The sequence below is a fragment of the Promicromonospora sp. AC04 genome (assembly GCF_003058225.1).
Taxonomy (GTDB): Bacteria; Actinomycetota; Actinomycetes; order Actinomycetales; family Cellulomonadaceae; genus Promicromonospora.
Map to the genome: position 1 here is coordinate 62,758 of NZ_QBUG01000014.1, position 26,473 is coordinate 89,230.

Here is a 26,473-nt window from a genome sequence, read left to right on the forward strand (position 1 = left end):
GTTGCACGTAGTGGGACTTGAACTGGGGATCATGCGGACATAACGGTATTAACGTTAACATTCCGGGGACGTGCGTGGCGGTGTGCGCGGCACTGCTCGGTAGCCCTACTTTTGGGCGCTATGGAACGCGCGCAGCAACCCAGCCCGCAGCCCAGCGTCCTCGAGCTGCGCATCCATGGCGTCGCGAACACGGCCCCGCACCTCACGCTCGGCCTGCCGCGCGAAGAGGTGGTGCAGTCCGACGGCGACGGCCTGGGCAGCTTCTGGATCCCGAGGCCGGACGTCGAGGCGCGGGACAAGGCGCTCCCGCCGGGCGACGTGCGCGCGATCCGGCCCGACGTGCGCCGCGAGGCGTACTCGTGGGGTGCGATGGCGCGGCTCGGCGGCCTCCCGTTCGGCAGCGTGCTGGGGATCGTGGGGACGGTGGCGGTGCGCCTCCTGTGGGCGGCGATGGTCCCGTTCGGCCTGGCGAACGCCGCCTACTGGGCCCGCCGCATCCCGGCCCCGGAGTCCGGCGCCGACGGTCCGACGTCGGGCAGCCTGCGCCCCGAGGCGACCGCCGCGCTGACCCGGGTGTTCGCGCTCGGGCTGACGCTCCTGTTCGTGTCGGCCGTGGCGACGGTCTCGATGTCGGTGATCGGCACGCGCTGCATCGGCCTGGCGACGCCCGGGCCCGACTCGGTGGTCCCCGTCTGCGCCCGCATCCCGAGCATGCTGTACGGCCTGGCGCGGATGGACGTCGGCGACCGCCTGGCGCTCCTGTCCCTCGCCCCGGTGCTGCTGGTCGCGGTGCTGGTGGCGGTGGCGCACAACGGCCAGGTCCGGTTCGAGTCGAAGTTCTCGGTGATCCGCGCCGGGCGCACGGTGCCGCCGTCGGGCCCGCCCCTGCACCGGGCCGGCTTCTGGTCACAGCGTTCGGGCTCGGGCCTGCTCTGGGCGCACCTGGGTGCGGCCCTCGCCCTGACCGGGCAGTTCCTCACCTGGACCCGGTACGCCGACGCCGGCCTGCCGATGCCCGGCCTGCCCCTGGTGGCCATGGCCGTGATCCTGGGGGCGTGCGTCTTCGTCGCCCTGCGCACCGACGACGACGGCGTCCAGGCCCTCACCTCCCGCTGGAAGGGCCGGGCCGGTCTCGGCGTGTTCGCTGCCGGGCTGCTGGTCTGGCTGCTGGCCTGCGTCGCGTGTGTCGCCGGGCCGCAGCCGGAGCGGATGCCGGCCCTGATCGGCCTGGACCTGGTGCCCGCGCTGCTCGGCGTCGGCCTGGGCGGCATCGCCGCGACCGGGCTCGCCTGGCGCACCACGCGCAGCACCCAGGCGGTGGCCGCCTGGACCGCGGTGCCGGTGGTCGCGACCGCCTGCGTGGCGTTCGTGCTGGTGACCGAGCCGGGCGCGCAGGTGCGGCACCTGCTCGTCGCGATCGCGGTGCTCGCGGTGCTGAGCCCGGTCGCGGTGGTGCTCGCGGCGATGCTGCTGCGCCGTCGGGTGCACGAGGGCTGGAACGGTGCCGGGCCGGGTGTGTTCCTGCTGGTGTCGGCAGCGGCGGCGACCGTGTACTCGAGCCTGCTCGTGCTCGGCGTGCAGTGGTCCCTGCGCAGCGGCGGGCAGGTGGCGCCGGTGCCTCTCGGTGACGGCCTGGTCGGCATCACCCATGGCGTGCCCGACGCCGAGCTCGTGCGGGTCCCGCCCGTCTACACCGAGTTCGGCACGACGTCGGTGGTGATCGCGCTGGTGTTCGTGGTGCTCCTCGTCGTGGCGATGGCCGGGCCGTACGTCATGGACACCCTCCGCGCCCGGCCGCTGTGGATCCCGGGCGCGCCGCGCACCATCGGGCCGCCGTACGGCCCGGCGGTGCCCGCCTGGCGCGCGGTGGCGGACGCCCCCGAGCCCGACGGCGGCCCGAACCCCGTGCTCGAGCGCGTGCTGCGCGGCCGCCAGGTCGCTGCGATGTCGCACCGGGTGGAGCTCGCGGCGGGCGCCCTGGCGGCGGCGTCCTACGTCGCGGCCCTGGTGGCCCACATCCCGCTGATCGCCCAGCACGACGACACCGGAATGGTCCAGGTGCCCGCATGGCTGTCCTCCCTCGCGGTGCCGGCCCTCGGGGTGCTCGCGGCGACCCTGGTGGCGAGCGCCCTGGCGGGCAGCTCGGGCGGCGTCCCCGGGCGGCCGTGGGGCCTGCTGTGGGACCTCCTGTGCTTCCTGCCGCGCAGCGCCCACCCGTTCGGCCCGCCCAGCTACGCCGAGCGCGTGGTGCCCGAGGTGCGTTCCCGAGTCGACGCCTGGCTCACCGGCGCCGACATCGCCGACGACGCCGAGCGCGAGCGCGTGGCCCCCACGCGCCGCGTGGTGCTGTCCGGGCACTCGATAGGCGGCGTGCTGGCCGCGGCGGTGGTCCTGATCCGGGCGGGCAACCCGGTGACCGACGTCGCGCCCGACGCCGGGGGTGGCCGCGTCGGCCTGCTGACCTACGGCATGCAGCTGCGCCCGATCTTCGGCCGGTTCCTCCCGGACCTCCTGGGCCCGAGGACGACCGGGACGCCGCCCTGCGCGGGCCCGGCCTGGTCGGCGGACCCGTGGGGCGGGCAGGTCGAGCGGGCGACCCAGGCCGAGTCGGAGAGGCAGGCCGAGCGGGACAGGCCGGCGACGGTGGGTTCCGGACCCGGGGCTGCTCCGGCGGCGCCGTTGACGCCGGAGGGCCCCGAGCCCGGTTCGGGGGAACAGGTCACGCTGATGTCCCTGCTGACCTGCGGTGCGAAGCCCGCGTGGGTGAACCTGTGGCGGCGCACCGATTTCCTGGGCTTCCCGGTGATTGGTTACGGCTTGAACGAGATCGACCGCGGGGCGGAGGAGATGGACCGGTCGGCCTATCTCTTCGCCGTGGCGGCCCACTCGGGGTACCAGTCGTCGTGGGCGTACCACGAGGCGCTGGACGAGGTGGTCGCGCGGCTGACGCCGGCTGGGCCGTCGGGTGCCCAGCCGGCGGTCACGCAGCGAGGGGAGCCGGGCTGACGACGTCGCGGAGCCGGGCCAGCGCCGTCTCGAGGATCTGCGCCACGCGCTCCTTGGTCACGCCGAGGCGGCGGCTGATCTCGTCGAGGGTGCGCGTGGTGCCGTCCACGAGCCCGAAGCGCAGCTCCAGCACCCGGGCCTCCACGGCGTCGAGGTGTCGCAGGGCCTGGCGGACGCGGCGGCGCAGCATGGTCTGCTCGGGGGTGGGGCCGCTCGGGCCGGCGTTCTCGGCCTGGTCGGCGGCGGCGACCGCGCGGACGATGGAGCGGCGCACCCAGCGGTGGGCGTAGGCGGCGAACGTGCCGTGCGCGGGGTCGTACGAGTCGGCGGCGCGTACCAGGCCGACGTTGCCCTCCTGCACGAGGTCCATGAACGGCAGGCGGCCCGAGTAGGAGCTCGCGATCGCCGGGACGAGGCGGAGGTGGGCGAGGACAAGACGCTCCTTTGCGTATTGCCCGTCCTTGACCCGTGCTTCGAGCTGTGTGCGGAGAGTGGGGGAGACCGCTGTGGCGTTGAGGGTGCGTGCCGCGTCAGCTCCGGCGACTGCTCGCTCGAGGAGGGACTCGAGCTGCGCGTCGTCCAGCGACGGTGTGCGCTCGATCATTGCCGCGTAGGACTGGGGCAACGCCGGGTGCGGGCTGGGTTCCTTGCCGCGTCGACCACGGGGCGACCGGGGATTCCTGGTAGTTCTCATCGCAACTCTCCTCATGAGTGAGACGAACTTTCCTTGACCGGAGAATATGGAGTCTTGGTGCTCCGAGGGAAGGGGGGAGAGTTTCGCTGTGAGAGATAACGGGACGATAACGGTGTGCCAGGCGGGTCTGGCGCGGCAACGCCAGTTCCAGCCACGTCGCAGCACGTGACAGCACGGGGCCGTCCCGGGAGACTCGTGCCATGGGCCCGCGCGTCTTCCGCTGGGTTTTGCACGTCGACCTCGACCAGTTCCTGGTAGCGGTCGAGGTGCTGCGGCGCCCGGAGCTCGCCGGGAAGCCGGTGATCGTGGGCGGGCGGGGCGACCCGACCGAGCGCGCGGTGGTCTCGACCGCGTCGTACGAGGCGCGCGAGTTCGGCGTCGGGTCCGGCATGCCGCTGCGCATCGCGGCCCGCAAGGTCCCGGACGCGATCGTCCTGCCCGTCGACCACGAGGCCTACCTCGAGGCCTCCGGGCACGTGATGGAGACCCTCCGCGGGCTCGGCATGGTGGTGGAGGTGCTCGGCTGGGACGAGGCGTTCCTGGGCTGCGACGCCGACGACCCGGAGGCGGTCGCCCGCCGCGTGCAGGAGGCGGTCCTAGCCGCCACCGGGCTGCACTGCTCGGTCGGCATCGGCGACAACAAGATCCGCGCGAAGATCGCCACCGGGTTCGGCAAGCCCGCGGGCGTCTTCCGCCTCACCGAGCAGACCTGGTTCGAGGTGATGGGGGAGCGGCCCACGATCGACCTGTGGGGCGTCGGCTCCAAGGTGTCCAAGCGCCTCGCCGCGCACGGCATCAACACCGTCGCGCACCTGGCCGCGGCCGACGGCGACGTGCTGGTCGGCGAGTTCGGCCCGCGCATGGGCGCCTGGTACGGCGACCTGGGCCGGGGGCGCGGCTCCGCCGTCGTCGACGACACGCCCTGGGTGGCACGGGGGCACAGCCGCGAGACCACCTACCAGCGCAACCTCACCACGCCCGAGCAGGTGGAGGCGGCCCTGCGGGACCTGGTGGCGCAGGTGCACGCCGACACCGAGGCGGAGGACCGGCCCGTCTTCCGGCTGGGCCTCAAGGTGCGCTACGCGCCCTTCTTCACCCAGAACAGCTCGAAGAAGCTCCCGGCCCCGACCCGGTCGCTCGGGGAGCTGACCGCCGCCGTCCTCGCTCTCGCGGCGGGGATGGAGCCGGGCCGCGAGGTCCGCCTGCTCGGCGTGCGCGCCGAGATGGTGATGCCCGACGGCGGCGACCCCCTCGAGCGCACCCCCGTCCGCGGGCGGATCTGACCCGTCGTCAGCGACTCCTCGAACGGGCGGGGAGAATGGTGCGGTGACCACCCTCGACGTCGTCCGCATCGACGACCCCGCCGACGAGCGCCTCGCCGACTACAACAGCCTCACGGACGTCGTCCTACGGTCCAAGCACGAGCCGGCCAAGGGTCTGTACATCGCCGAGAGCTCGACGGTGATCCGGCGGGCGCTGGCGGCGGGCCACCGGCCGCGGTCGTTCCTCATGGCGCCGAAGTGGCTGGACTCGATGACCGACGTGATCGCGGAGACCGGCGCGCCCGTCTACGTCGCCGAGGAGCCGCTGCTGAAGGAGATCACGGGCTTCCACCTGCACCGCGGGGCCCTGGCCGCGATGCACCGGCCCCCGCTGCCGGGGGTGCACGAGCTGCTCGCGGCAGCACGGGACGGGGCGGGAGCGCGGCGTGTCGCGGTGCTGGAGGACGTCGTCGACCACACGAACGTGGGCGCCGCGTTCCGCAGCGCCGCCGCGCTCGGCGTGGACGCGGTGCTCGTCTCGCCGCGCTGCTCGGACCCGCTCTACCGGCGCTCGGTGCGCGTGTCGATGGGCACGGTGTTCCAGGTGCCCTGGACGCGGGTCGAGGCGTGGCCCGACGGCCTGCACGACCTGCGGGAGGAGGGCTTCACCGTCGCGGCCCTCGCCCTGTCCGACGACTCGATAACGCTCGACGACCTCGTGGCGAACCCGCCGGAGAAGCTCGCGCTCGTGCTCGGCACGGAGGGCGACGGCCTGAGCCGGGGCGCGGTCGAGGCTGCCGACCTGGTGGTGCGCATCCCGATGTCCGGTGACGTCGACTCGCTCAACGTCGCGGCGGCGTCGGCGGTCGCGTTCTGGGCCACCCGCGTCTGACGCCGCCTGGCCCGCCACGCGGCTCGGTCGGCGCATCGCGGCCCGGCATCGGCCGGCAAAGGTTCATGCCCCGGTGACCTGAGTGCGTTCGATCAGGTCCTGGACTGCTTGGGCGGTTCGCCGCATGACCGCCGCGACCTCTTCCGCCGCGGAGGTGACGGCAGACGTGCTCGGCGGCGTGTCCGGTTCGAGCAGCCGGGCCACGCTGTCGGCCAGGATCTCGTCGGTATCGCCTTCGGAGCGTGGGGCCGAACCCGGTTCGGACATGGCGGCGCCGAAGCCGCTGAGCAGGGCGTGCATGATGTAGGACTGGTCGGGCAGCGGCCGGTCGTCCCGCAGCAGCCCGTGCCGGTGGAGGATCGGCATGACCGCTTCGCACAGCGCGCCGGGCATGGTCTCGACGAACAGCTCGCGGGCGCCGGACTGCTGGGCGAGGTGCCGGAGCAGGTCGAAGTCGCCGACACTGAGGCGGTCCACCAGGGCGATCTTCCGGCCGGTGCTCAGCAGCAGCGGGGCGAGGCGCCGCGGGGCCACGGCCGCGTGGTCGGCGGCGAGATGCTCGGTGACCGTATCGAGCAGGCTCAGCGCCTCGCGGGCGAACAGGCCGACGATGAGGTCTTCCTTGGCGGCCCAGTACAGGTAGACGGTGCCTTTGCCGACGCCGGCAGCCTTTGCGATCTCGGCGACGGTGAGCTTGCGGATGCCGTGATCGAGCACCAGCTCGCGGGTGCTGTCCAGAATGCGGGCGGCCTTGCGCGAGCGGTGCTCGATCAGCTGGCTCATCGGTGTGGTCTTTCTCCTGGGTCTCGTCCCGGGGGGGCTGGTGGCGGTTCAGGCGGCCGCGATGTCGATCGCCTTGTGTGCCATGTCCTTGGTCTGCAGCTTGCCGAAGGCGGCGCCGAGCCCCGGTGTTCTCATCAGGCGCATCATCGCGGCGCGCGCGATGTACTCCTTGCGGTCGTGCGGCGTGAACAGCCTACGGGTGGTGAAAGCACTTTCCTGCTCGGCGGAGATGAACGGCCGCAGCCGGTCCTCCCACGCCCGCAGCGCCCTCGGCAGGTCGTCGGGGTGACGTTCCAGCATGGTGCCCAGCAGCTCGCCGCCGGCGATGCCGCTGGAGGCGCCCATCCCGGCGTAGAGCGTCACGCACCAGGCGGCGTCGCCGAGCAGGACGACGCGGCCGCGGTGCCAGCTCGGCATCCGGACCTGGTTGACCGAATCGAACTGGGACACCTCGGCCGCCTCGAAGCGGGAGAACAGGTGCTCCAGCAGCGGGCCGGGTGCCTGCGGTCCGTAGGCGGCGCGGATGGACTCGATCGGCGGGCGGCTGAACTCGGCGTCGATGTCGTTGGTGCGGTAGGAGAACAGCAGGCTGGGTGCGTGGTTGCCGAACGGGAACGCCCACACCGACCGTCCCGGCTCCGCCAGGATCAAGCCCTCACGAGGGCCGAAGCCCTCGACCGGCTCGTCCAGCAGCGTCACCCCGACCATGTAGCCGAGCGCGTGCAGGTGGTCCTCAGGGCCGAAGACCAGGCGCCGGACGGTCGAACGCATCCCGTCGGCGCCGACGACCAGGTCGAACCGCTCGGTCACGGTTGCGCCGGAGGCGGTGTCGTGCAGCGTGACCTCGGCGGCCGTGGCGTCCTGAGTGATGCGGGTGGGGACGGTGGAATAGCGGATCTCCACGTCGGAGGGCAGAGCGGCGAACAGAGCCTCCTCCACATCGCCGCGCAGGAGCAGGCGTGGTGCCCCGGCCCCGCTGGTGAGCTGGGCGGGGTTCATGCCGGGGGTGCGGCGCCCGGCCCGGTTCACGTTGTAGCTGAGCACGTCCGGGTGGCTGCGGTCGCCGATCGCGTCCAGCGCCCCGAGCCTGCGCGCCGAGGCGACGCCGGTCCCGAACAGCATGATGAAGTACCCGCCTTTGCGGCGCTCCGGTGCTCGCTCGACGACCACCGGCTCCCAACCGACCTCGCGAAGGCGTGTCGCGGTGGCGATTCCCGCGATCCCGAGACCGACCACCAGTGCGCGGGGACGTCTGGCTGGCGTTTCCATGAGGCTCCTTGCTCTCGTTCGGTGATGTCCCGGCAACCCTAGCAAGCAAACTGACCAAAATGGTTCTGGCGGTCAGTTTTTCGGAGGAAATACCGCGAACGCGGTACACGGAGATACCGCGGCTGGGCGCGAGAGAGCGATCTGGGCTCCTCGCTCTTGGCGGCTGAGCAACGTACTGCGCTCGCAGTACAAAAGATGCCGCGACCGGGGGACGCGCAGGCGCGGGCAGCGTTCGAGGATGTTTGCGTGACTCAGACAGCCGGCTCCGAACCCGACACGACCGCCCCGCCCGAACTGGCCGGCGGCACCCGTCACGTGCTCCCGGTCTTCGCCGGACTGCTGGTGGCGATGCTGCTCAGCTCGCTCGACCAGACGATCTTCTCCACCGCGCTGCCGACGATCGTCGGGGAGCTCGGGGGTGTGAACCACATGCTGTGGGTCACCACCGCGTACCTGGTCGCATCGACGATCATGATGCCGATCTACGGCAAGCTCGGCGATCTCATGGGACGCAAGAGCCTGTTCATCGCGGCCCTCGTCATCTTCCTCGTCGGCTCTGTCGTCGGCGGCCTGACCCAGGACATGACGACACTGATCGTCGCCCGCGCGATCCAGGGCATCGGCGGCGGCGGGCTCATGATCCTCGCCCAGGCGATCATCGCCGACGTCGCCCCCGTGCGGGAACGCTCGAAGTACATGGGCTTCATGGGAGCGGTGTTCGGGCTCTCCGCCGTCGCCGGTCCGCTGCTGGGCGGCTGGTTCACCGAGAGCGTCGGCTGGCGGTGGGCGTTCTGGATCAACGTCCCGCTCGGCATCGCGGCGATCGCTCTCGCCGCCGTCTTCCTCAAGCTCCCCCGCCACGACAGCAAGGTCCGGTTCGACCTGTGGGGCGTCATCACGATGGCGGTCGCCGTCACCTCGATCATCCTGGTCGCCTCCTGGGGCGGGACCGAGTACGACTGGGACTCCCCGACCATCGTCTGGCTGATCGCCGCCGCCGCCGTGTCCAGCGCCGCGTTCGTCCTGGCCGAGTACCGGGCGAGCGAGCCGATCATCCCGCTGGCCCTGTTCAAGAGCCGCAACTTCGTCCTGGCCACCGTCGCCGGACTGTTCATCGGCATCGCGATGTTCGGCGCCCTGGCCTACCTGCCCACCTACCTCCAGATGGTCACCGGCGTGAACGCCACGGTCTCGGGACTCATGCTCCTGCCGATGATCGTCGGGCTCATGGCCGGAGCGATCACGACCGGGCAGCTGGCGGCGAAGACCGGCCGGTACAAGTGGATGCCCATCGCCAGCATGGTGGTCCTGGGCTTCGGGCTGTGGCTCCTGTCCACCCTCGCCGTCGACACGCCCCTGTGGGTGCTGCTGAGCTACCTCTTCGTCCTCGGCCTCGGCGTGGGCCTCGGCATGCAGATCCTCGTCCTGGTCGTGCAGAACTCCTTCTCCGACCGGCAGGTCGGCACGGCGACCGCCTCCAACAACTTCTTCCGCGAGATCGGGGCCTCCCTCGGCGGCGCCGTTGTCGGTGCCCTGTTCACCTCACGGCTCACCGACCTGCTCGCAGAACGGATGCCCACCGGAGGTGAGCAGGCCGGCGACCTCAACTCCCTCACCCCCGCCGCGGTGAACAGCCTCCCCGACGCGATCCACGACGTCATCGTCGGCTCCTACAACGACGCCCTCACCCCGGTGTTCGCCACCCTCATCCCCATGGTCATCGCCGGCCTCGTCCTCGTCCTGTTCATCAAGGAGGTCCCGCTGCGCTCCACCCTCGAGACCGACGGCGCCGCCGGGCCGGACGATGCGGACCCCGACGAGCTGCCCGTGGCGACCGCGTCCGTTGCCGGCTGAGGATCGCGCGATCAGCGATCGGGCCGAGGGTGCTCGAGAACGGTTTCAGGTTCGGCGGCCAGATGGACGTCGCAGACATCCGATCTTTCCGGTCCGGCCGAGGTATGGCGCCGATCCCTGCTCCACGACGACGTGCTCGACGCGTGGTACGACCGTGCTCGCGTCGCGCTGACCCGATCGACACGACGCTCTGTCGGCTGGTGATCTCGGCCGTGGCGCCTGGGCGCCATGTTGCACCGGGCGGTCCCTCGCGTTAATCCCCCGTTAAAACATCGGACCTTTGCGTGCGAACCTCTGGTCGGCCCATCAATTAACAGCTAGCGTGCCTGTTAATTAGCTGCCGACAGAGATAGAGGAGGTGCACGGGCATGGAACGCAAGGTCCTCTCCGCGAACGAGCGTCTTGTCGTCGAGCTGCTTCTCGAGCACGGATCGCTGTCGCGCTCCGCACTGGCGAGATCGACAGGGCTCTCCAAGCCCGCCACTACCGACCTCGTGCAGCGAGTGGTGGACGCGGGATTCGTCGCGGCCGTGGGGGAGGTCTCGTCGGCGCGCCGCGGCCCCAATGCCGTCCACTTCCGGGCGGTCACGGACCTGGCGTACGTGGCGGGCGTGGAGATGCAGCCCGAGCACGTGCGTGTGGCCATCGCGGGCCTCGGCGGGCGCCCGGTCGTCGAGCTCGACCTGCCGCGTGACGACGCGAGCCCGGCGGCGCACGTCGCGGAGGCGGTGCGCAGGGCCGCGGCGGAGATCGGGCTGGGGACCTCGGAGCTGTGGAAGGTCGTCGTCGGCACGCCCGGCGTGGTGACTCCCGACGGCGACGTGGACTTCGTCTCCGGCCATCCCGACTGGCACACCGGTCAGCGTGATCGCCTGTCCGAGGCTCTCGGCTGCCCGGTGCAGCTCGAGAACGACGTCAATCTCGCCGCGCTCGCGGAGTCGGAAGAAGGACGAGGGGCAGACGTCGACAGCTTCACGCTGCTGCGCCTCGACGAGGGCATCGGCGCGGCGACCGTGCTCGGCGGCGTCCTGCTGCGGGGCGCGCGCGGATACGCCGGTGAGCTCGGATTCGCGCCGGCCATGGCGTCGTCCGACCGGATCGGCGCCTCGGAGACGGGGTATCAGAGCTGGGTCGGGCGGGCGGCGATCGATGCGCTCGCGCGCGAGCAGGGTCTGAACCACATCTCGGCTGAGGACGTGCTGACCGCGCCGGACACGCAGACGGACGTCGCAAAGGTGCGGGCCGAGGTCGTCCGGCGGGTCGCGGCGCTGGTCGTCACCGTGTCGACGGTGATCGATCCGCAGCGGGTAGTCCTCTCGGGCGCGCTCGGCGAGGCGGGCGGTGTCCGTCTCGCGACGGAGATCGAAGAGGTCGTCTCCCGCGACTCCCCGCTCCGCGTACAGGTTGTCCCCGCCGCGCTCGGCAGCGGCTCCGTCGTCAGCGGCGCGCTCGCCCTGGTCATCGACGACCTCCGCGACCACGTCTACGGAATGCCCGCAGCCGCCGTCTCGCCGCGGGCCTGGCGGCACAGGAGAGGAGACACGTGAACCGTTTCCTCGCACCGGACCAACGCACGCACGTCTCCTGACCTGTCCAGCTCCTCGCACCTCTCGCGGGCGCGTTCCCCACGTGCCCGCTCCATCGAACCCCGGTACCCCATGCTGCCGGTCCTCGTCGTACCCCCAGGAAGAACCCCCCCCCCCGGAAGGAACCACACCATGTCCGAATACGTTGCCAGACCCCTCCACCGCCGCCGCCTGTTGAGCCTGGCGGCAGGTCTTGCCGTCGTGCCGCTCGCCCTGACCGGATGCGGCGTCGGTTCCGGCGCCGCATCCGACGCCACCGCGATGGCTGGGTCGTGCGAGCTGTCCGAGGCCGTCACGAACGACGAGCCGATCACCGGGGAACCCTCCGGCGAGATCACGTTCCAGACGACGGCGCTCAAGCAGTCGTTCAGCCCCTACTTCGAGGACCTCATCGCGGCCTTCGAGGAGAAGTACCCCGACGTGACCGTCACGTGGCAGGACGACCCCGGCGACGCGGAGTTCACGCAGCGGCTCGTCACGGACGCCCAGGGCTGCGAGCTGCCCGACGTCGTCAACCTCAACCAGACCACGGCCTACGCGCTGTACCGGGAGAACTTCCTCCTGAACCTCTCGACCAAGGCCCCCGACGTCGGGGGCGAGTTCATCACCTCGGTCTGGGACTCCCTCGTGTTCCCCGGGTCCGACGAGCACTACGTCATGCCCTGGTACTGGGGGCTCGGCGGGCTGCAGACCTACAACACCGAGCTGATGGAGCAGGTGGGGCTGGACCCGGACGCACCGCCGACCACGGTGATGGAGCAGTTCGACATGGCCGAGACCGTGGCGGAGAAGAGCGACGGGCAGTTCTACGCGTTCACGGCCAGCCCCACGCAGCGGGTGCCGAGCGACTGGCAGCTCATGGACGCGCAGATCATGAACGACGACGAGACCGAGTTCACCTTCGCCGACGACCCGAAGATCCTCGAGTGGCTCACGCGCTTCGCGGAGCTCTACGAGGCCGGCGCGCTGCCGAAGGACACGCTCTCGACCGACGTCGACGTGACGCAGCTGTACTCCGCGGGCGACGTGGTCTGGGGATCGACCAACGCCTCCTTCATGCGCTACGTCCAGGAGACCAACCCGGACACGTACGAGATCACCGGCGTCTCCTCGCTGCTGGACGCACGCGGTGAGGCGTTCCAGGAGGGGCAGCTCATCGCGGTCCCGTCGACCTCCGACAACCCCGTCGCGGCACTCGCCTTCGCGGACTTCCTGCTGAGCCCCGAATGGCAGACGAAGTTCGTCTCGGACGAGCGCATCTCCAACTTCCCCTCGACGACCGAGTCGCTCGACATCCCGAAGTTCACGGAGATCTCGGCGGACACCCCGCTGGGCGCGGCGAACAAGCTCTCGGTGGAGCTCGCCCCGGATGCCACGAACAGCTTCATCTACAACTGGTCCGACGCCGTGAACTCGGCGGTCCTCTCGGAGCTGCAGCTGGCGATCGCAGGGTCCAAGGACCCCGCGCAGGCGCTCGCGGACGCGCAGGACGCGGCCAACGGCATCCTCGCCGACCAGGGCTGATCGGAGCATTCGAGATGACCACTCCGGTCACGTCACGACGGGCGGTGGCGCGTGCGGCGTCACCGCCCGCCCGACGACGTCGTTCGCGCGGCGGGGCGACGTCGGGCGCCGCCCTGCACCGGCCCTGGTGGGTGCCCCTGCTGTGGACGGCGCCGGCGGTCGCCGTCATCGTCGGGTTCGGGATCTTCCCGTTCGTGAACACCGTGGTGCTCTCGTTCACCGATGCCAGGCCGCTCGGCGGAGGCGGATCGTGGGTGGGGTGGGAGAACTACGCCCGCCTGCTCACCGACAGCGACTTCTGGCTGGCCACCCGCAACTCGATCTTCTATGCAGTGGTGGCCGTGCCGCTGCTCGTCGTGCTGCCGCTCGTCCTCGCGCAGCTCGTCGTCAACCGGATCCCCGGGATCGGCTTCTTCCGGACCGCGTTCTACGCTCCCGTGGTCGCATCGATGGTCGCCGTCGCGCTGGTGTGGCAGAGCCTGCTCAGCGAGCGCGGCCCCGTCAACAGCGCGCTGCAGCAGTTCGGTCTGATCTCGTCCCCGATCCCGTTCCTGTCGGATACGACCCTCCTGCTCCTGTCGGCGATCGCACTGACCGTCTGGAAGGGGCTCGGGTGGTACATGATCTTCTACCTGGCCGCCCTCGCCAACGTGCCGAGAGAGCTGTACGAGGCGGCCGAGCTCGACGGCGCGGGCCCAGTGCGCCGGTTCCTCCACATCACGGTGCCCGGCGTGCGGCTCACGATGCTGCTGATCGCGATCATGTCCGGGATCGGCTCGCTGCGCGTGTTCACCGAGATCTACGTGCTTGGCGGGGCCACGGGCGGGCTCGGCGGGCAGGCGCGGACGCTGCCGTTCTACATCCGCGACACGGCCCTCGACCCGATCGCAGGCAACGCCGGATACGGAGCGGCGGTCTCCGTGGCGCTGTTCCTGCTCACGGTGGGGCTCGCCGTCCTCTCGCACCGTTTCGGGTCGGAGAAGGAGGAGGCATGAGCATCGTCGAAAGCTCGCCGCGCAGGACCGTCGGACGCTTTCCGCGCCGGACGCGGGAGCTGATCGTGCGCTACGCGATCCTGACCGGCGTCCTGGCGATCTCGATCGGGCCGTTGCTGTGGCAGCTCAGCTCGTCGCTGAAGGGTCCGGGGGAGGCGCTCTTCGGCACAGAGGCGACGCTTCTCCCGCAGGACCCCTCGCTCGCCGCGTACGCGACGGTGTTCGAGCAGGTCCCGATGGCGCTGTACATCCGCAACAGCCTCATCATGTGCCTGCTGACGGTGGCGAGCCAGGTGGTCTTCCCCACGCTCGCCGGATACATGCTCTCCCGCAGGCAGTGGCGAGGGCGCAGGGTGTTCTACTGGCTGCTCATCGTCTCGATGATGTTCCCCTTCGAGTCGATAATGGTGTCGCTGTACCTGCAGATCCGTGACCTGGGACTCGTCAACTCGTTCGTCGGGGTGTGGCTGCCGGGCGCGATCGCGGCGGTGAACGTCCTCATCATGCGGGCCACCTTCGCGGCCGTCCCCGACGAGGTCGAGGAAGCCGCCATGCTCGACGGCGCCGGCGAGTGGCGCCGCTTCGTCCGCATCTATCTGCCCGCCGCCAGGGGATCGCTCGTGGTGGTCGTCATCAACTCGTTCATCGCGGCCTGGGACGACTTCCTGTGGCCGTTCATCGTGCTCCGCTCGGAGGAGCTGTACACGCTCTCGCTCGGGCTGGCGCGGCTGTCCGCGTCGTCGTTGTCCTTCGATCCCCGCGTGCTGATGGCGGGGTCGGTCATCGCGATCGTGCCGATCATGGTGCTTTTTATCGTGCTGCAGAAGCACTTCTTCAAGGGTGTCGAATCAGGAGCCATCAAGTGACGATCCAGCACCATCTGAAACACCTCGTCCCGACGCCCGAGCAGCTGGCGTGGCAGCGCCTCGAGCTCGGGATGTTCTTCCACTTCGGGATGAACACCTTCCACGGGAAGGAGTGGAGCGACGGCACGTTGCCTGCCTCGTCGTTCGACCCGTCCGAGCTGGACGCCGACGAGTGGGTGCGGCTCGCCGTCGAGGCGGGCGCCCGCTACGTGGTGCTCACGGCGAAGCATCACGACGGCTTCTGCCTGTGGCCCACGGCGACGACCGACTACTCGGTCGTTTCGTCTCCCTGGCGGGAGGGGCGGGGCGACGTCGTGGCCGAGGTGGCGCGCGCGTGTCGTGACGCGGGCATCGGTCTGGGGCTCTATCTGTCCCCCTGGGACCGCAACCACCCGGCGTACGCGGACCCCGACGCCTATGCCGAGGTGTACGCCGAGCAGCTGACCGAGCTGTGCACGCGTTACGGCCCGCTCGTGGAGCTGTGGTTCGACGGGGCGGGCTCCGAGGGGTACGTGTACGACTGGGAACGCACCATGGCGATCATTCACGAGCATCAGCCGCAGGCGATGGTGTTCAACATGGGCGCGCCCACGATCCGTTGGGTCGGCAACGAGGACGGGATCGCGTCCGACCCGGTCGAGTACACGGTGAGCCACACCCAGATGAGCAACTACACGATCGTGACTACCCAGTTCGCCGATGCGCTCTACCTGCCTCCCGAGTGCGACGTCTCCGTCAGGCGGGGCTGGTTCTGGCACCCCGACGACGAGCCCAAGACGCTCGAGCACCTCATGGCCATCTACTACCGCTCCGTCGGCATGGGGGCGAACCTCCTCCTCAACGTCCCGCCCGACACGCGAGGACGCATCGACCCCGCCGACGCCGAGGTGATCCGCGCCCTCGGCGGGGAGATCCGCCGGCGCTTCGGCGCCCCGGTCCCCGCTGCGCTCGAGCGGGCCGGCGACGGCCGCTGGAGCGCGGTGCTCGGGGACGAGGCGGTGACCTTCGACCACGTGCTCGTCCGGGAGGACCTCTCCCGCGGTCAGCGCGTGGGCGCCCACCGGCTGCGGGTCGACGGGGACGACGTCGGCTCCGGTCTCACGATCGGCGCGAACCGGCTGCACGCCACCGGGACGCGGACGGCGCGCGTCATCGAGCTGGAGGTCGACGGCGACGACCCGGTGATCGACCAGGTGCTCGTCTACCGCACGGGGGAGCTCGTCGCGCCGACCGTCCCGGAGGGCTACGTCGCGCCCACCGCGTACCCCGAGGACTGACGTGCGCGGAGACGGCGGTCAGGACATGTTGCGGACCTTCGACCTCGCGGAGCTCGAGTGGACCGTGCGCCTGTCGAGCGCACCGGACGCGTGCGGAGCCGGCGCGGCGCTGTCGGCCGACGAGCTCGCGTCCGTGCGCGCGGGGATCCCGGCGCGGGTCCCCGGCAACGTGCACGACGACCTGCTGCGTGCGGGGATCATCCCCGATCCCTATCGGGACGACGCCGTGAACGGGCTGGCCTGGATCGGGGAGGGCGACTGGACGTACGAGGCGCTGCTCCCGGACGGGGTCGTAGACGCCGGCGGTCGCGAGAGGGCGGAGCTGGTCTTCGAAGGCCTCCAGACCGTCGCCGTCGTCGAGATCGACGGCGTGCCGGTCGCGCACACGGAGAACATGCATCGGCGGCACGAGGTCGACGTGACCGGGCTGATCTCGCCGGACGGATCGCGGATCAGCGTGGGATTCGCCTCGGCGGCACGTGTCATGCGGGAGAGGGAGGCGGCGGATCCCGGTGGCCCGCTGCCCTACGACTGGGCCTACCCCTACAACAGGCTGCGCACGATGGCCTCCAGCGTCGGCTGGGACTGGGCGCCGACGCTCGTCAGCGCAGGGATCTGGCGGCCGGCCAGGCTGGAGGTGTGGCAGGGCGTGCGTCTCCGGTCGCACGTGCGCACCTCGCTCGCGCCCGACCTGACCGACGGGGAGCTGATCGTCGACGTGGAGCTCGCCGCGGCCGGGGACGCCGTCGCCCACGAGAAGGTCGACATCCGCCTGGGGGACCGGACCTGGACGATCCCGGTCGACGGCGCGACCTCGGTCCGCCTGCCCGTGGCCGCGCCCGAGCTCTGGTTTCCGCGCGGTCACGGTGACCCCGTCCTGCACGAGGTGGTGATCGGGGTCGCGGGCACGGGAACGTACGAGCGGCATCGTGTCGCCTTCCGCCATGTCGCGCTCGACACGACGGCCGACGAGTGGGGCACGAGGTTCGGCGTCGTCGTCAACGGGATCGCCGTGCAGGCACGGGGGGCGAACTGGATCCCCCAGGACCTGTTGATGTCGCGCGTGGACGAACAGCGCTGCGTCGGGCTCGTGCGTGAGGCAGTCGCCGCGAACATGACGATGCTGCGCGTCTGGGGCGGCGGCGTCTACGAGCAGGACGCCTTCTACCGCGCCTGCGACGAGGCTGGGCTCCTCGTCTGGCAGGACTTCGCCTTCGCCTGCGCGGCCTATCCCGAGGAGGAGCCGCTGCGGGCGGAGGTGGAGGCCGAAGCCCGAGAGCAGGTGCGGCGCCTTGCCGCGCACCCGAGCGTCGTCCTCTGGAACGGCTCCAACGAGTGCCTGCAGGGATGGGACGACTGGGGATGGCCCGAGCAGGTCGGCACGCGCACCTGGGGCGAGTCGTACTACCGGCGGCTGCTTCCTCAGATCGTCGCGGAGGAAGGATGCGGAACGCCCTACGTCCCGTCGAGCCCGTTCTCGTCGTCCCCCGGCGTTGCCCCCAACGTCGACGGCGAGGGGACTGTGCACCTCTGGGACCAGTGGAACCTGCTCGACCACACGACCTATCGCGATCATGTCCCGCGCTTCGTCGCCGAGCTCGGTCACCAGGCGCCGCCGGCCTGGGCCACGCTCAGGGCGGCGCTCACCCGGATGCCTGGCAGAGGCGACGATGCGCAGCTCGACCACCGGCAGCGGCAGACCGGCGGGATGAGACATCTCGTCCGCCGGCTCGACGGACACGTACCGGAGCCCGATGCGCTCCTCGACGACCTGGACGACTGGCTGTGGGCGACGCAGCTCCAGCAGGCGGAGGCCCTGCGCGTCGCGGCGGAGCACCTGCGCGGCAGGTGGCCGCGGACGACGGGCCTGCTGGTCTGGCAGCTGGGCGACGCCTGGCCGGGCATCTCCTGGTCGGTCGTCGACCACGCCGGACGGCGCAAGCCCTCCTGGTACGCCCTGCGCCGCGCCTTCGCGCCGCGCGCGGTCTCGCTCCAGCCGATCGACGGATCCGCGTACGTCGTCCTCGTCAACGACACGGACGAGCCGTGGCAGGCGCAGGTCGCCCTGCGCCGCGTGCACGTGGTCGACGGCGAGCTCGCGGCCGAGCTGCTCGAGGTGACGGTGCCGGCGCGGGACACCGTCCGCCGACGCCTCGGGCCGGAGGTTGCGCTTCCGCACCGGAGACGGGAAGAGGTGCTCGTCGCCGATGTCGGCGAGCTGCGCGCGACGATGGTGCTGTGCCGGCCCGACGGCGTGCGGTGGGCGGCGCCCCGCCCCGCGGTCCGCGCCGTGCGCGACGCCGACGGCTGGGACGTGACCGTCGAAGCGGACGTGCTGCTCGCCGACGTGTCCGTCATGGCCGACCGCGTCTCACCCGAGGCGAGTGCGGACGACCAGCTCCGCACGCTCCTTCCCGGCGAGAGCACGACCTTCCGCATCCTCCACGGCGGCCCGACGCCCAGGCCCGATCACACCGATCCGTCCGCCTGGTCGGTGCGCCCCCTGCTCCGAACGAGAAACGACCTATGGCACCGATGACACCTTCGCCGCCGCGGGCTCGCTCCGCCGTGGAGTCCGCCGTTGAAGCGCGGGCCCTGACAGCCGGCATGACCCTTCGGGAGAAGGTCGGACAGCTCAACCAGCGGCTGCTCGGCTGGCAGTGCGTCGAGCGGGTCGGCGGGCGCTGGCGGACGACGCCGACGCTGCACGAGGAGGTCGAGCGCTGGGGCGGGCTCGGTGCGCTGTACGGGCTCTTCCGCGCGGACGCGTGGTCCGGGCGCGACTGGAACAACGGCGTGCGGCCGGAGGAGCGGGCCGAGGTCGCCGAGATGGTGGTGGCGGAGGTTCGCTCGGCATCCCGGCACGGCATCGGCCCCCTGCTCGTCGAGGAGGCCCCGCACGGGCATCAGGCCCTGGGAGCGGGGTTGCTGCCCGTGAACCTCGCCGTGGGCGCGACCTGGGACGAGGGTCTGTACGCCGAGGCGGCCGCGGCGGTGGCGTCCGGCCTGCGCGCGGACGGTGTACACCTTGCGCTCGTCTCGGCGCTCGACCTCCTGCGGGACCCGCGCTGGGGTCGTGCGGAGGAGTGTTACGGCGAGGTGCCCGCGCTCGCGGCGGCCATGACCTCCGCCGTCGTGACGGGCATGCAGGGCGGCGGCCGATCTCGCCTCCTCGACGGGTCGGGCGTGGGGATCGTGCTCAAGCACTTCGCCGCTCAGGGCGAGGGCGTCGGCGGACGCAACGGGCACTCCGCGCAGATCGGCAGCCGAGACCTCCAGGAGCTGCACCTGCCGGCGGCCCTGGCGGGCGTGGCGGCGGGTGCGGTCGGGATCATGGCGGCCTACAACGACATCGACGGCGTGCCCTGCGTCGCCAACGCGCCGTTGCTGACGGGGCTGTTGCGGGACGGCTGGGGTTTCGACGGGATAGTCATGGCCGACGGGCTGGCCGTCGACCGCATCGTCGAGCAGGTCGGCTCGCCCCTGTCGGCTGCCGCCACGGCACTCCGGTCCGGCGTCGACCTCTCGCTGTGGGACAGGTCCTTCGCCCGGCTCGAGGAGGCGGTGGCCCTCCGGCCCGACCTGGAGCGCGTCGTGGACCGCGCCTGCGAGCGGGTGCTCGCCGTGAAGGGGCAGCTCGGTCTCCTGCCGGGAGCGCCGCGCCCGGCGCCCGCGGCCGAGCGCGCGCGGGAGACCGCTGTGCTCTCGCAGTGGATCGCCACCCGCTCGGTCGTGCTGCTCCCCGGCACCGGCGAGGACCGCGCCCGCGAGGCACTGCCCGTGCGCGGCCCCGGCGAGTGGGTGGTCACGGGACCGCGTGCACATGACGTCGAGGCCATGCTGGGGGACTACGTCCCGCCGCTCGCAGAGGAGGAGCGGGTGAGCATAGCCGCCGCCCTGGTGGCGGAGTCCCTCGGGTCGGAGGCATCGTTCGCCGCAGTCGACGCGGACGACGTCAGCGCGCTCGCGGCTGCGACGGGCGTGGTCGTCGTCCTCGGGGGGTCGAGCCACCGCCCCTACGGCGCTGCCTTCGCGGACAACGGGGCGAGCGCGGGACAGACGGCGGCGGACTGCGGCGAGGGAGTCGACCTGTCCTCGCCCACACTGCCGGACGGGCAGGTGGAGATGCTGTCCCGGGTGCGCCGGGCGGCCGGGGGGCCGGTCGTCGCCGTCGTCCTGGCGGGCCGCCCGTACGTCCTGAGCGAGGTCGCTCGTCTGGCGGACGTGATCCTGCTGGCCTTCTACCCGGGGCCGCACGGCGGGCGGGCCGTCGCCGACCTGGTCCTCGGGCGCACCCAGCCGGTCGGCAGGCTTCCCGTCACCATGCCGTCGGCGCCGGGCGCGATCCCCGTGCGGGCCGACGAGCGTCTGGGCGCCGGCGATGTCTATCGCGATGTGGCGGAGCCGGTCCTGTGGCCCGTGGGCGCCGGCGGCGGATACGGCCGGGTCGACGGCGTCCAGGTGACGGCGCTGCGCCGGGCGGACGTCGTCGTGGTCGAGCTCGAGGGGCACGTGGCCGAGGGCGAGTGGCCGGCCGAGGAGCTGGCACACGTGCGGGCCCTGCGGCGCGGGGGACACGCCTGGCCGCGCGCCGAGCTCGTCGCGTGGCGGCGGATCAGAGCCGCTCAGGGCACGCGGTTCCGCGAGCACCTGGAGATCCCGCTGCGCGACGTCTTCCTGCCGCCCGCCGAGCTCGCGCCCCTCGCTCGGGCGACGACCGACCTGGTGGTCACCCTCGGCTCGGCGCGCGTGACGCTCACCCTCGCCGACGAAGCCTGAAGACGATGCCTGAAGACGATGCCTGAAGGAGGCGCGGATGGCCCTCGAACCGGATGACGTGACGCTCGGACGCCTGCGGCGATTCGTCGACGAACGTCTCACGCCGGCGCTCGACACGGACCGGCTGCCGGTGCGTGCGCTCGCCTGGTCGCGCCCCGGCGAGCCCCCCGCCGTCTCCGAGGTGCTCGCCCTGTCCGAGGATGACCTCGCCGAGGTCGCCCTCGGCCAGCAGTGGGGAGAGCCGTGGTCGACCACGTGGCTGAGTCTCCGCGCGGACGTCCCCGTGGCGTGGGCGGGTCAGGAGGACCAGGTCGACGTGGTGGTCGACCTCGGGTTCACCCGGGACACGCCGGGGTTCCAGGCCGAGGGCACGGCGCGCGACACCGCCGGTCGTGTGCTCAAGGGCATCTCGCCGCGCAACAGGCACGTTCCCCTGAGTCTCCTGCTCGAGCGCGATCCGGTCGCGGCCCGGCGATGGCGCGCGGGCGAGGCGCCGTTCCCCGTGCGGCTCTGGGTGGAGGCTGCGGCGAACCCCGTGCTGGATCCGGACTTCGTGTTCGCGCCCACGGAGCTCGGGGATCCCGAGACGCTTCCGGCCCGGCATCAGTACCGGTGGGGCGAGTTCGTCGTGCGTCGGCGGCACCCTCAGGCATGGGCGCTGTGGCGTGATCTCGCCGTGCTCAGGGAACAGCGCGAGACGTTGCCGGCGTCGGACCTCCGCCGTGGGCGCATCCTGCGCGCCGTCGCCCGTGCGCTCGACCTCGTGCAGATCTCGTCGCCCGCCGCCGTGCGCTCGACGGCGGGGGCTGCGCGCGAGGCGCTCGCGCCCGTCCTGACGGAGCCCGCCGCACAGGTCGGGCATCACGTCGTGGCCGTCGGGCACGCGCACATCGACTCGGCGTGGTTGTGGCCGTTCCGCGAGACCCGGCGCAAGGTGGTGCGCACGTACGCGAACGCCCTGGCCCTGCTGCGGGAGTATCCCGAGACGACCTTCGCCACGTCGTCCGCGCAGCACCTGGCCTGGGTGAAGGAGGCGGAGCCCGAGCTGTTCGAGCGCATAGTGGCCGCCGTCCGCGAAGGGCGGTTCGTCCCGGTGGGCGGCATGTGGGTCGAGTCGGACACCATGCTCCCGGGCGGGGAGTCGATGGTGCGCCAGTTCGTCGAGGGCGTCTCCTGGATGGAGGCGGAGCTGGGAGTGCGGTGCCGCGGCGTCTGGCTGCCGGACTCGTTCGGGTACTCCGCGGCCCTTCCGCAGATCGCGCGTGCGGCCGGCCTGCGCTGGCTGCTCACGCAGAAGCTGTCCTGGAACGACACCAACCGCATGCCGCACCACACCTTCTGGTGGGAGGGCATCGACGGCTCGCAGGTGCTCACCCACTTCCCTCCGGTGGACAACTACAACAGCGACCTCGCTCCGCGGCAGCTCGCGCACGCCGAGACCAACGTCGCGGACTCCGATCCCGTGTCGGCGAGCGTCTCGCTCGCGCCGAGCGGATGGGGGGACGGCGGGGGCGGTCCCACGCGCGAGCACGCGGAGAGCGCTCGCCGGCTGTCGGGCCTTGCGGGAACACCCGCCGTGTCATGGGGCACACCCGAGGACTTCTTCACCGACGTCGAGCGGCGCGCCTCGGAGACGAGCGAGCAGGGCGCACCCCTCGGAACCTGGTCCGGGGAGATGCCCTTGGAGCTCCACCGGGGGATCTTCACCTCCCAGCACAGGACGAAGGAGGGCAACCGCCGGTGCGAGTCGCTGCTGCACGAGGCCGAGCTGTGGTCGGCCGTCGCGTCGCTGCGCTGCGGGGTTCCCTACCCGCTGGAGGATCTCCGTGAGCTGTGGCGTGTGGTCCTGCTCCACCAGTTCCACGACGTGCTGCCGGGTACGTCGATCGCCTGGGTCTACCACGAGGTCGAACGTGCGCACGCTCGGGTGGCGAAACGGTGCGAGGAGCTCGTCTCACATGCCCTGCGGGTGCTGGCGGGATCCTCGGACGGGCAGGGCGGAGACCTGAGGGTGAACTCCGGCCCCGTCGTGCTCGACGGCGTCGCCCCCTTCTCCGCGGGTGCAGTGCGGGAGGCTCAGCCCGCCCGTGCGAGCCGTTCCCACGATCTCTGGGTCCTGGAGGACTTGTCCGTGCGGGTCGAGGTCGATGCCCGCGGACACGTGGTCGCCCTGGTCGACCGGTCCAGCGGGCGCGACGCGATCGGGCCGGCCGGACCGGGAAACGTGGCCTCGCTGCACCGCGACCTGCCCAACCGCTGGGACGCGTGGGACATCGACGCGCACCACGACCGCGTCGTCCGGGACTTCCCGGAGGCGAGGGTGCGCGCACAGGACCACACGGTGATCGTCGAGCGCGACCTGCCGCGGGCGCGTCTCGTGCAGCGCCTGGAGCTCGACCGCGGTGCGCTCCGGGTGACGACGGAGGTCGACTGGCATGCGCAGGAGGAGCTCCTGACGCTGTCGTGGCCGTGGGACCTGCGCGCCGACGACATCGCCGCCGAGACCCAGTTCGGGCACGTTCGGCGGCCGCTGCATCGCAACACCACCTGGCAGAGCGCACGCTTCGTCGACGCGGCTCATCGCTGGGTGCACGTGGGCGAGCCCGGCTTCGGCGTCGCCGTCGCCAATCACGTCACGCACGGGTACGACGCCGCGCGGACGACCCGCCCCGACGGCGGCACCACGACGCGCCTGCGGATCCACCTGCTGCGCGGGCCGCGGTATCCCGACCCGCGCGCCGACGAGGGCAGCCATGTGTTCGTCCATCTCCTGCGACCCGGCGCGACCGTCGCCGACGCGATCGGCGACGGTCTGGCGCTCGCGCTGCCGTTGCGTGCGGTCCCCGGACCGGCGGACCCGGCACTGTTCGCTCCGCTCGTGCGGATCGAGGGCGAGGGGATCGTCGTCGACACCGTCAAGCTGGCCGAGGACGGCAGCGGTGAGCTCGTCGTCCGGCTGCACGAGGCATGGGGGACCCGGGCGACCGGCAGGATCGAGGTCGACCTCCCCGGGCTCACCCTGATGACCACTGACCTGCACGAGCACCCCCTCGCACCGGGCGACTCGGACGGCAGCCTCGACTTCCTCCCCGACGCTGCGCCCGGAGCGGAGCGCAGCGGCGCGAACCTGACGCTGCGTCCGTTCGGCATCGTCACCCTGAGGGCGTGCAGGTCGCGGTGAAGCAGCCCGGTAGCCCGCCGCCGAGCGTGGTGACGGCGGCATGCTCGTCGAGCTGGTCCGGCTCACTTCGGTGGTGGCCCGGACGACTCCCTCACCACGAGCTGTACCGAGAGAGTCTCGCTCGGGACCCGCGGCCTGGAGCCGGCTGCGTCGTCGAGCAGTGCCATGAGCGTCTCGACGCTACGCTCGGCGAGCTGGCTGCGCGGGGTGCGGACGGTGGTGAGCGGGGGCGAGGTTCCCGCTGCGGCCGGCACGTCGTCGAAGCTCACGATCGAGATGTCGCGTGGCACGCGGACGCCGAGCTCGCGCGCGGCGGTCAGCGCGCCGAGGGCGACCTCGTCGGCGCCGATGAAGACCGCGGTCGGCCGCTCGGCCGCATCGACGCTCATGATCGACGAGAGCACCTCGTAGCCGAACGCTTCCGTGTAGTGCCCGCTGTACCGGAGCTGGGCGTCGGGGTCGAGGCCGGCGCCCAGCAGCGCGTCGCGCCAGCCTCTGCGGCGCTCGTGCACCGACGACAGGTCCTCGGGGCCCGTCGCGACCGCGATGCGCCGGTGTCCCTGCGACACCAGGTGCTTGGCCGCCTGCCAGCCGCCTGAGTAGTCGGCCACCGCTATGCGTGGTGCGTCGCCTGCCTCGTCGACCGCCTCGTCGACGAGTACCAGCGGGATCCGTGCCTCTGCGATGTGACGTACCGCGGGATCGCGGCGCCGCTCCGCGAGGTAGAGCACGCCCTCCGGTCTCAGCGCGAGCAGCCGGGCCACGGCGTCGGCGTCCGCGGGTGTCGCGCCACGCGCCGAGACGATGAGCGCGGTGTGTCCCTGGGCGCGCAACGACGCGGAGATGGTCTCCGCGATCGTGCCGTAGTACGCGTTCGCGAGGTCGGGCACCACCACGCCGACCAGTCCCGTCCGGTTGCCCGCGCTCCGGACCGGTGCCACGTAGCCCAGCTGCCGGATGGCCCGTTCCACGGTGGTGAGGGTCTCGCCGCGGAGGGTGAGCGTGCCGCGCAGGAACCTCGACACGGTCGACGGCGAGACGCCTGCTTCCGCCGCGACCGCCCGCAGGCTGACCCGCTCGACTGCGTTCTCATCGTCCATGCCCAGCCTCCCTGGGTGTTGCGCAACACTGCGGCCGTCACAATCTCTTGCTGCCTTTTTCGGCTCAACTGTAACGTTCCTTTTACTTCGCACGATGCGCAACGAAACGCAACACGCACAGGATGGCGCGCAATCGAAGCCCGCGAGGAGAGCATCATGACACCGTCACCCCGCCGCCCGCCCACCCGGATCAGCGCCCTCGGTGGCGCCGTCGCCGCCGCCCTGATCCTGACCTCGTGCGTCAGCGGTGGAGCGGCCGCCCCTGAGGCGGACATCGATCCTGCTGACTTCGAGGGGCTCGAGCTCACGATGTGGTCGGGTGTCCCGTACGAGCCGTTCATGACGCTGAACCAGGAGCAGCTCAGCGCCTGCGCCGAGGAGATCGGAGCGACGGTCACCGCTGAGGCCTATCCCAGCGCCGAGTTCGGCACGCTCGTCCTGCAGGCGGGTGCCTCCGACGGCTTGCCCGACCTGCTCATGGTTCCCTCCAGCGACCTGCCGCAGTACGCCGAGGGCGGCATCCTCACGGACCTCTCGTCGTACGGGCTCGCGCCGGAAGACCTCGCGGCATCGACCGAGGAGATGGGGATGTACGACGGCACGCTGTACGGGCTCGCCTCCCATGTCGAGGTGGGCGCGCTGCAGTACGACACGTCGCTGGTCGACGCGCCGCCTGCCACGTTCGACGAGCTGCGCGCGCAGGCCGCGGAGCTCACCACCGACGACCGCTACGGCATCGCCCTGCCCGGGAGCTCCGACGGCGCTGCGTCCTTCTTCCTGCTCGGCTTCATCCTGAGCGCGGGCGGCGATCCCGGCGACTTCGAGTCACCGGGGACGATCGCGGCGATCCAGCTCTACAAGGACCTCGTCGCCGACGGCAGCATGTCACCGGAGATGGTCAGCTGGGGCTGGGACTTCCAGGACCAGTACAACTCGGGCGCGGCCGCGATGACGGTCAACGGCCCGTGGGCGGCGATGCCGGAGGAGGGGGAGCCGGTCCCTGGCTTCGCCCCCTATCCGACGTCGGACGGCGCCGAGTCCCGGCAGGCGATCACCGCCTCCGAGTGGACCATCCCCGCCACCGATCCGGTGCGCCAGGCCGCTGCGGCCGAGATCCTCGAGTGCCGCCTCGCGGCGGACAACCAGCTCGAGGTCGCCCAGGTCCAGTACTACATCCCGGCCCGGCTCGAGGTCGGCGCAGAGTGGGAGGCCGACGTCCCCTCTGTCGAGGCGTTCACGGCATCCGTCGAGGGCGCCTACAACCAGGGTGGTGAGCTCGGCGAGGACTGGTACACGACCAGCACCCAGCTCGCCAACGCCATCCAGTACGCGGTGGTCGGCGACCTGTCGGCGGCCGAAGCGCTGCAGCGCGCGGCGTCGGAGTAACCCGATGGCGCACGGAACC

Annotated in this window: 17 protein-coding genes; 13 read left to right on the top strand and 4 right to left on the bottom strand. The window is 71.7% G+C overall.

The genetic code is table 11. The annotated features are described in order from the left end of the window. The first annotated feature begins 120 nt into the window (after nucleotides 1-120). The gene (locus C8K30_RS31740) at nucleotides 121-3,006 is read left to right on the top strand and encodes a hypothetical protein (protein WP_108496102.1); all 2,886 of its coding nucleotides are present in this window, start codon (nucleotides 121-123) and stop codon (nucleotides 3,004-3,006) included. On the opposite strand, the gene C8K30_RS27570 is transcribed toward C8K30_RS31740, so the two are convergent. Then, the gene (locus tag C8K30_RS27570) at nucleotides 2,981-3,700 is read right to left on the bottom strand and encodes a sigma-70 family RNA polymerase sigma factor (RefSeq protein WP_158281142.1); all 720 of its coding nucleotides are present in this window, start codon (nucleotides 3,698-3,700) and stop codon (nucleotides 2,981-2,983) included. The genes C8K30_RS31740 and C8K30_RS27570 overlap by 26 nt on opposite strands. A gap of 200 nt (nucleotides 3,701-3,900) precedes the next feature. Here C8K30_RS27570 and C8K30_RS27575 point away from each other — a divergent pair, with 200 nt between their 5' ends. Then, nucleotides 3,901-4,983 (top strand): DNA polymerase IV, encoded by a 1,083-nt coding sequence (locus tag C8K30_RS27575; RefSeq protein WP_108496104.1) that lies wholly within the window; start codon nucleotides 3,901-3,903, stop codon nucleotides 4,981-4,983. A 43-nt stretch (nucleotides 4,984-5,026) separates the two neighbouring features. Continuing rightward, nucleotides 5,027-5,854 carry an RNA methyltransferase gene (locus tag C8K30_RS27580; RefSeq protein WP_108496105.1) on the top strand — a complete coding sequence of 276 codons (828 nt, stop codon included), beginning with the start codon at nucleotides 5,027-5,029 and terminating at the stop codon, nucleotides 5,852-5,854. Between the two features lie 63 nt (nucleotides 5,855-5,917). Here C8K30_RS27580 and C8K30_RS27585 read toward each other — a convergent pair whose 3' ends face one another. Then, nucleotides 5,918-6,637, bottom strand: a complete 720-nt coding sequence (locus tag C8K30_RS27585) for a TetR/AcrR family transcriptional regulator (protein ID WP_108496106.1) — start codon at nucleotides 6,635-6,637, stop codon at nucleotides 5,918-5,920. A 48-nt stretch (nucleotides 6,638-6,685) separates the two neighbouring features. Then, nucleotides 6,686-7,906: an FAD-dependent monooxygenase gene (locus C8K30_RS27590; protein WP_108496107.1), complete on the bottom strand. Its 1,221-nt coding sequence runs from the start codon at nucleotides 7,904-7,906 to the stop codon at nucleotides 6,686-6,688. 246 nt (nucleotides 7,907-8,152) lie between these two features. Between C8K30_RS27590 and C8K30_RS27595 the strand changes: the two genes are divergently transcribed. The 9 genes from C8K30_RS27595 to C8K30_RS27635 all read left to right on the top strand — a co-directional run bounded on the left by C8K30_RS27595 (nucleotide 8,153) and on the right by C8K30_RS27635 (nucleotide 23,968). After that, nucleotides 8,153-9,760, top strand: coding sequence for an MDR family MFS transporter (locus C8K30_RS27595; protein ID WP_233257519.1), 1,608 nt, complete (start codon nucleotides 8,153-8,155; stop codon nucleotides 9,758-9,760). A gap of 368 nt (nucleotides 9,761-10,128) precedes the next feature. Further along, nucleotides 10,129-11,307 (top strand): ROK family protein, encoded by a 1,179-nt coding sequence (locus tag C8K30_RS27600; RefSeq protein WP_108496109.1) that lies wholly within the window; start codon nucleotides 10,129-10,131, stop codon nucleotides 11,305-11,307. 171 nt (nucleotides 11,308-11,478) lie between these two features. After that, nucleotides 11,479-12,870: an ABC transporter substrate-binding protein gene (locus C8K30_RS27605; protein WP_158281143.1), complete on the top strand. Its 1,392-nt coding sequence runs from the start codon at nucleotides 11,479-11,481 to the stop codon at nucleotides 12,868-12,870. 14 nt (nucleotides 12,871-12,884) lie between these two features. Beyond that, nucleotides 12,885-13,865, top strand: a complete 981-nt coding sequence (locus C8K30_RS27610; protein WP_108496111.1) for a carbohydrate ABC transporter permease — start codon at nucleotides 12,885-12,887, stop codon at nucleotides 13,863-13,865. Beyond that, on the top strand, nucleotides 13,862-14,731 hold the full coding sequence (locus C8K30_RS27615) for a carbohydrate ABC transporter permease (protein WP_108496112.1): 870 nt from the start codon (nucleotides 13,862-13,864) through the stop codon (nucleotides 14,729-14,731). Before C8K30_RS27610 ends, C8K30_RS27615 begins: the two co-directional genes overlap by 4 nt. After that, nucleotides 14,728-16,008 (top strand): alpha-L-fucosidase, encoded by a 1,281-nt coding sequence (locus C8K30_RS27620; RefSeq protein ID WP_233257520.1) that lies wholly within the window; start codon nucleotides 14,728-14,730, stop codon nucleotides 16,006-16,008. Before C8K30_RS27615 ends, C8K30_RS27620 begins: the two co-directional genes overlap by 4 nt. A 25-nt stretch (nucleotides 16,009-16,033) precedes the next feature. Next, nucleotides 16,034-18,547: a glycoside hydrolase family 2 protein gene (locus tag C8K30_RS27625; RefSeq protein ID WP_146197614.1), complete on the top strand. Its 2,514-nt coding sequence runs from the start codon at nucleotides 16,034-16,036 to the stop codon at nucleotides 18,545-18,547. Nucleotides 18,548-18,615: 68 nt separating this feature from the next. Next, complete coding sequence (locus tag C8K30_RS27630) at nucleotides 18,616-20,787, top strand: glycoside hydrolase family 3 N-terminal domain-containing protein (protein WP_158281144.1); 2,172 nt, start codon at nucleotides 18,616-18,618, stop codon at nucleotides 20,785-20,787. 37 nt (nucleotides 20,788-20,824) lie between these two features. Next, a complete protein-coding gene (locus tag C8K30_RS27635) occupies nucleotides 20,825-23,968 on the top strand; it encodes a glycoside hydrolase family 38 C-terminal domain-containing protein (protein WP_108496115.1) in 3,144 nt (1,047 codons plus the stop codon). A gap of 62 nt (nucleotides 23,969-24,030) precedes the next feature. Here the strand turns inward: C8K30_RS27635 and C8K30_RS27640 are convergent, their stop codons facing one another. Further along, nucleotides 24,031-25,068 carry a LacI family DNA-binding transcriptional regulator gene (locus C8K30_RS27640; RefSeq protein ID WP_108496116.1) on the bottom strand — a complete coding sequence of 346 codons (1,038 nt, stop codon included), beginning with the start codon at nucleotides 25,066-25,068 and terminating at the stop codon, nucleotides 24,031-24,033. Nucleotides 25,069-25,224: 156 nt separating this feature from the next. On the opposite strand from C8K30_RS27640, the gene C8K30_RS27645 reads away from it, so the two are divergent. After that, entirely contained in the window at nucleotides 25,225-26,454 is a 1,230-nt protein-coding gene (locus C8K30_RS27645; RefSeq protein WP_108496117.1) for an extracellular solute-binding protein, read from the top strand. Nucleotides 26,455-26,473: the final 19 nt, after the last annotated feature.

Coding starts and splice junctions, on each gene's coding strand:
- C8K30_RS27645 (WP_108496117.1), top strand. CDS start 25,225: ATGACACCGTCACCCCGCCGCCCGCCCACCCGGATCAGCGCCCTCGGT.
- C8K30_RS27640 (WP_108496116.1), bottom strand. CDS start 25,068: ATGGACGATGAGAACGCAGTCGAGCGGGTCAGCCTGCGGGCGGTCGCG.
- C8K30_RS27600 (WP_108496109.1), top strand. CDS start 10,129: ATGGAACGCAAGGTCCTCTCCGCGAACGAGCGTCTTGTCGTCGAGCTG.
- C8K30_RS27610 (WP_108496111.1), top strand. CDS start 12,885: ATGACCACTCCGGTCACGTCACGACGGGCGGTGGCGCGTGCGGCGTCA.
- C8K30_RS27570 (WP_158281142.1), bottom strand. CDS start 3,700: ATGAGAACTACCAGGAATCCCCGGTCGCCCCGTGGTCGACGCGGCAAG.
- C8K30_RS27575 (WP_108496104.1), top strand. CDS start 3,901: ATGGGCCCGCGCGTCTTCCGCTGGGTTTTGCACGTCGACCTCGACCAG.
- C8K30_RS31740 (WP_108496102.1), top strand. CDS start 121: ATGGAACGCGCGCAGCAACCCAGCCCGCAGCCCAGCGTCCTCGAGCTG.
- C8K30_RS27590 (WP_108496107.1), bottom strand. CDS start 7,906: ATGGAAACGCCAGCCAGACGTCCCCGCGCACTGGTGGTCGGTCTCGGG.
- C8K30_RS27625 (WP_146197614.1), top strand. CDS start 16,034: ATGTTGCGGACCTTCGACCTCGCGGAGCTCGAGTGGACCGTGCGCCTG.
- C8K30_RS27605 (WP_158281143.1), top strand. CDS start 11,479: ATGTCCGAATACGTTGCCAGACCCCTCCACCGCCGCCGCCTGTTGAGC.
- C8K30_RS27615 (WP_108496112.1), top strand. CDS start 13,862: ATGAGCATCGTCGAAAGCTCGCCGCGCAGGACCGTCGGACGCTTTCCG.
- C8K30_RS27630 (WP_158281144.1), top strand. CDS start 18,616: ATGACCCTTCGGGAGAAGGTCGGACAGCTCAACCAGCGGCTGCTCGGC.
- C8K30_RS27635 (WP_108496115.1), top strand. CDS start 20,825: ATGGCCCTCGAACCGGATGACGTGACGCTCGGACGCCTGCGGCGATTC.
- C8K30_RS27585 (WP_108496106.1), bottom strand. CDS start 6,637: ATGAGCCAGCTGATCGAGCACCGCTCGCGCAAGGCCGCCCGCATTCTG.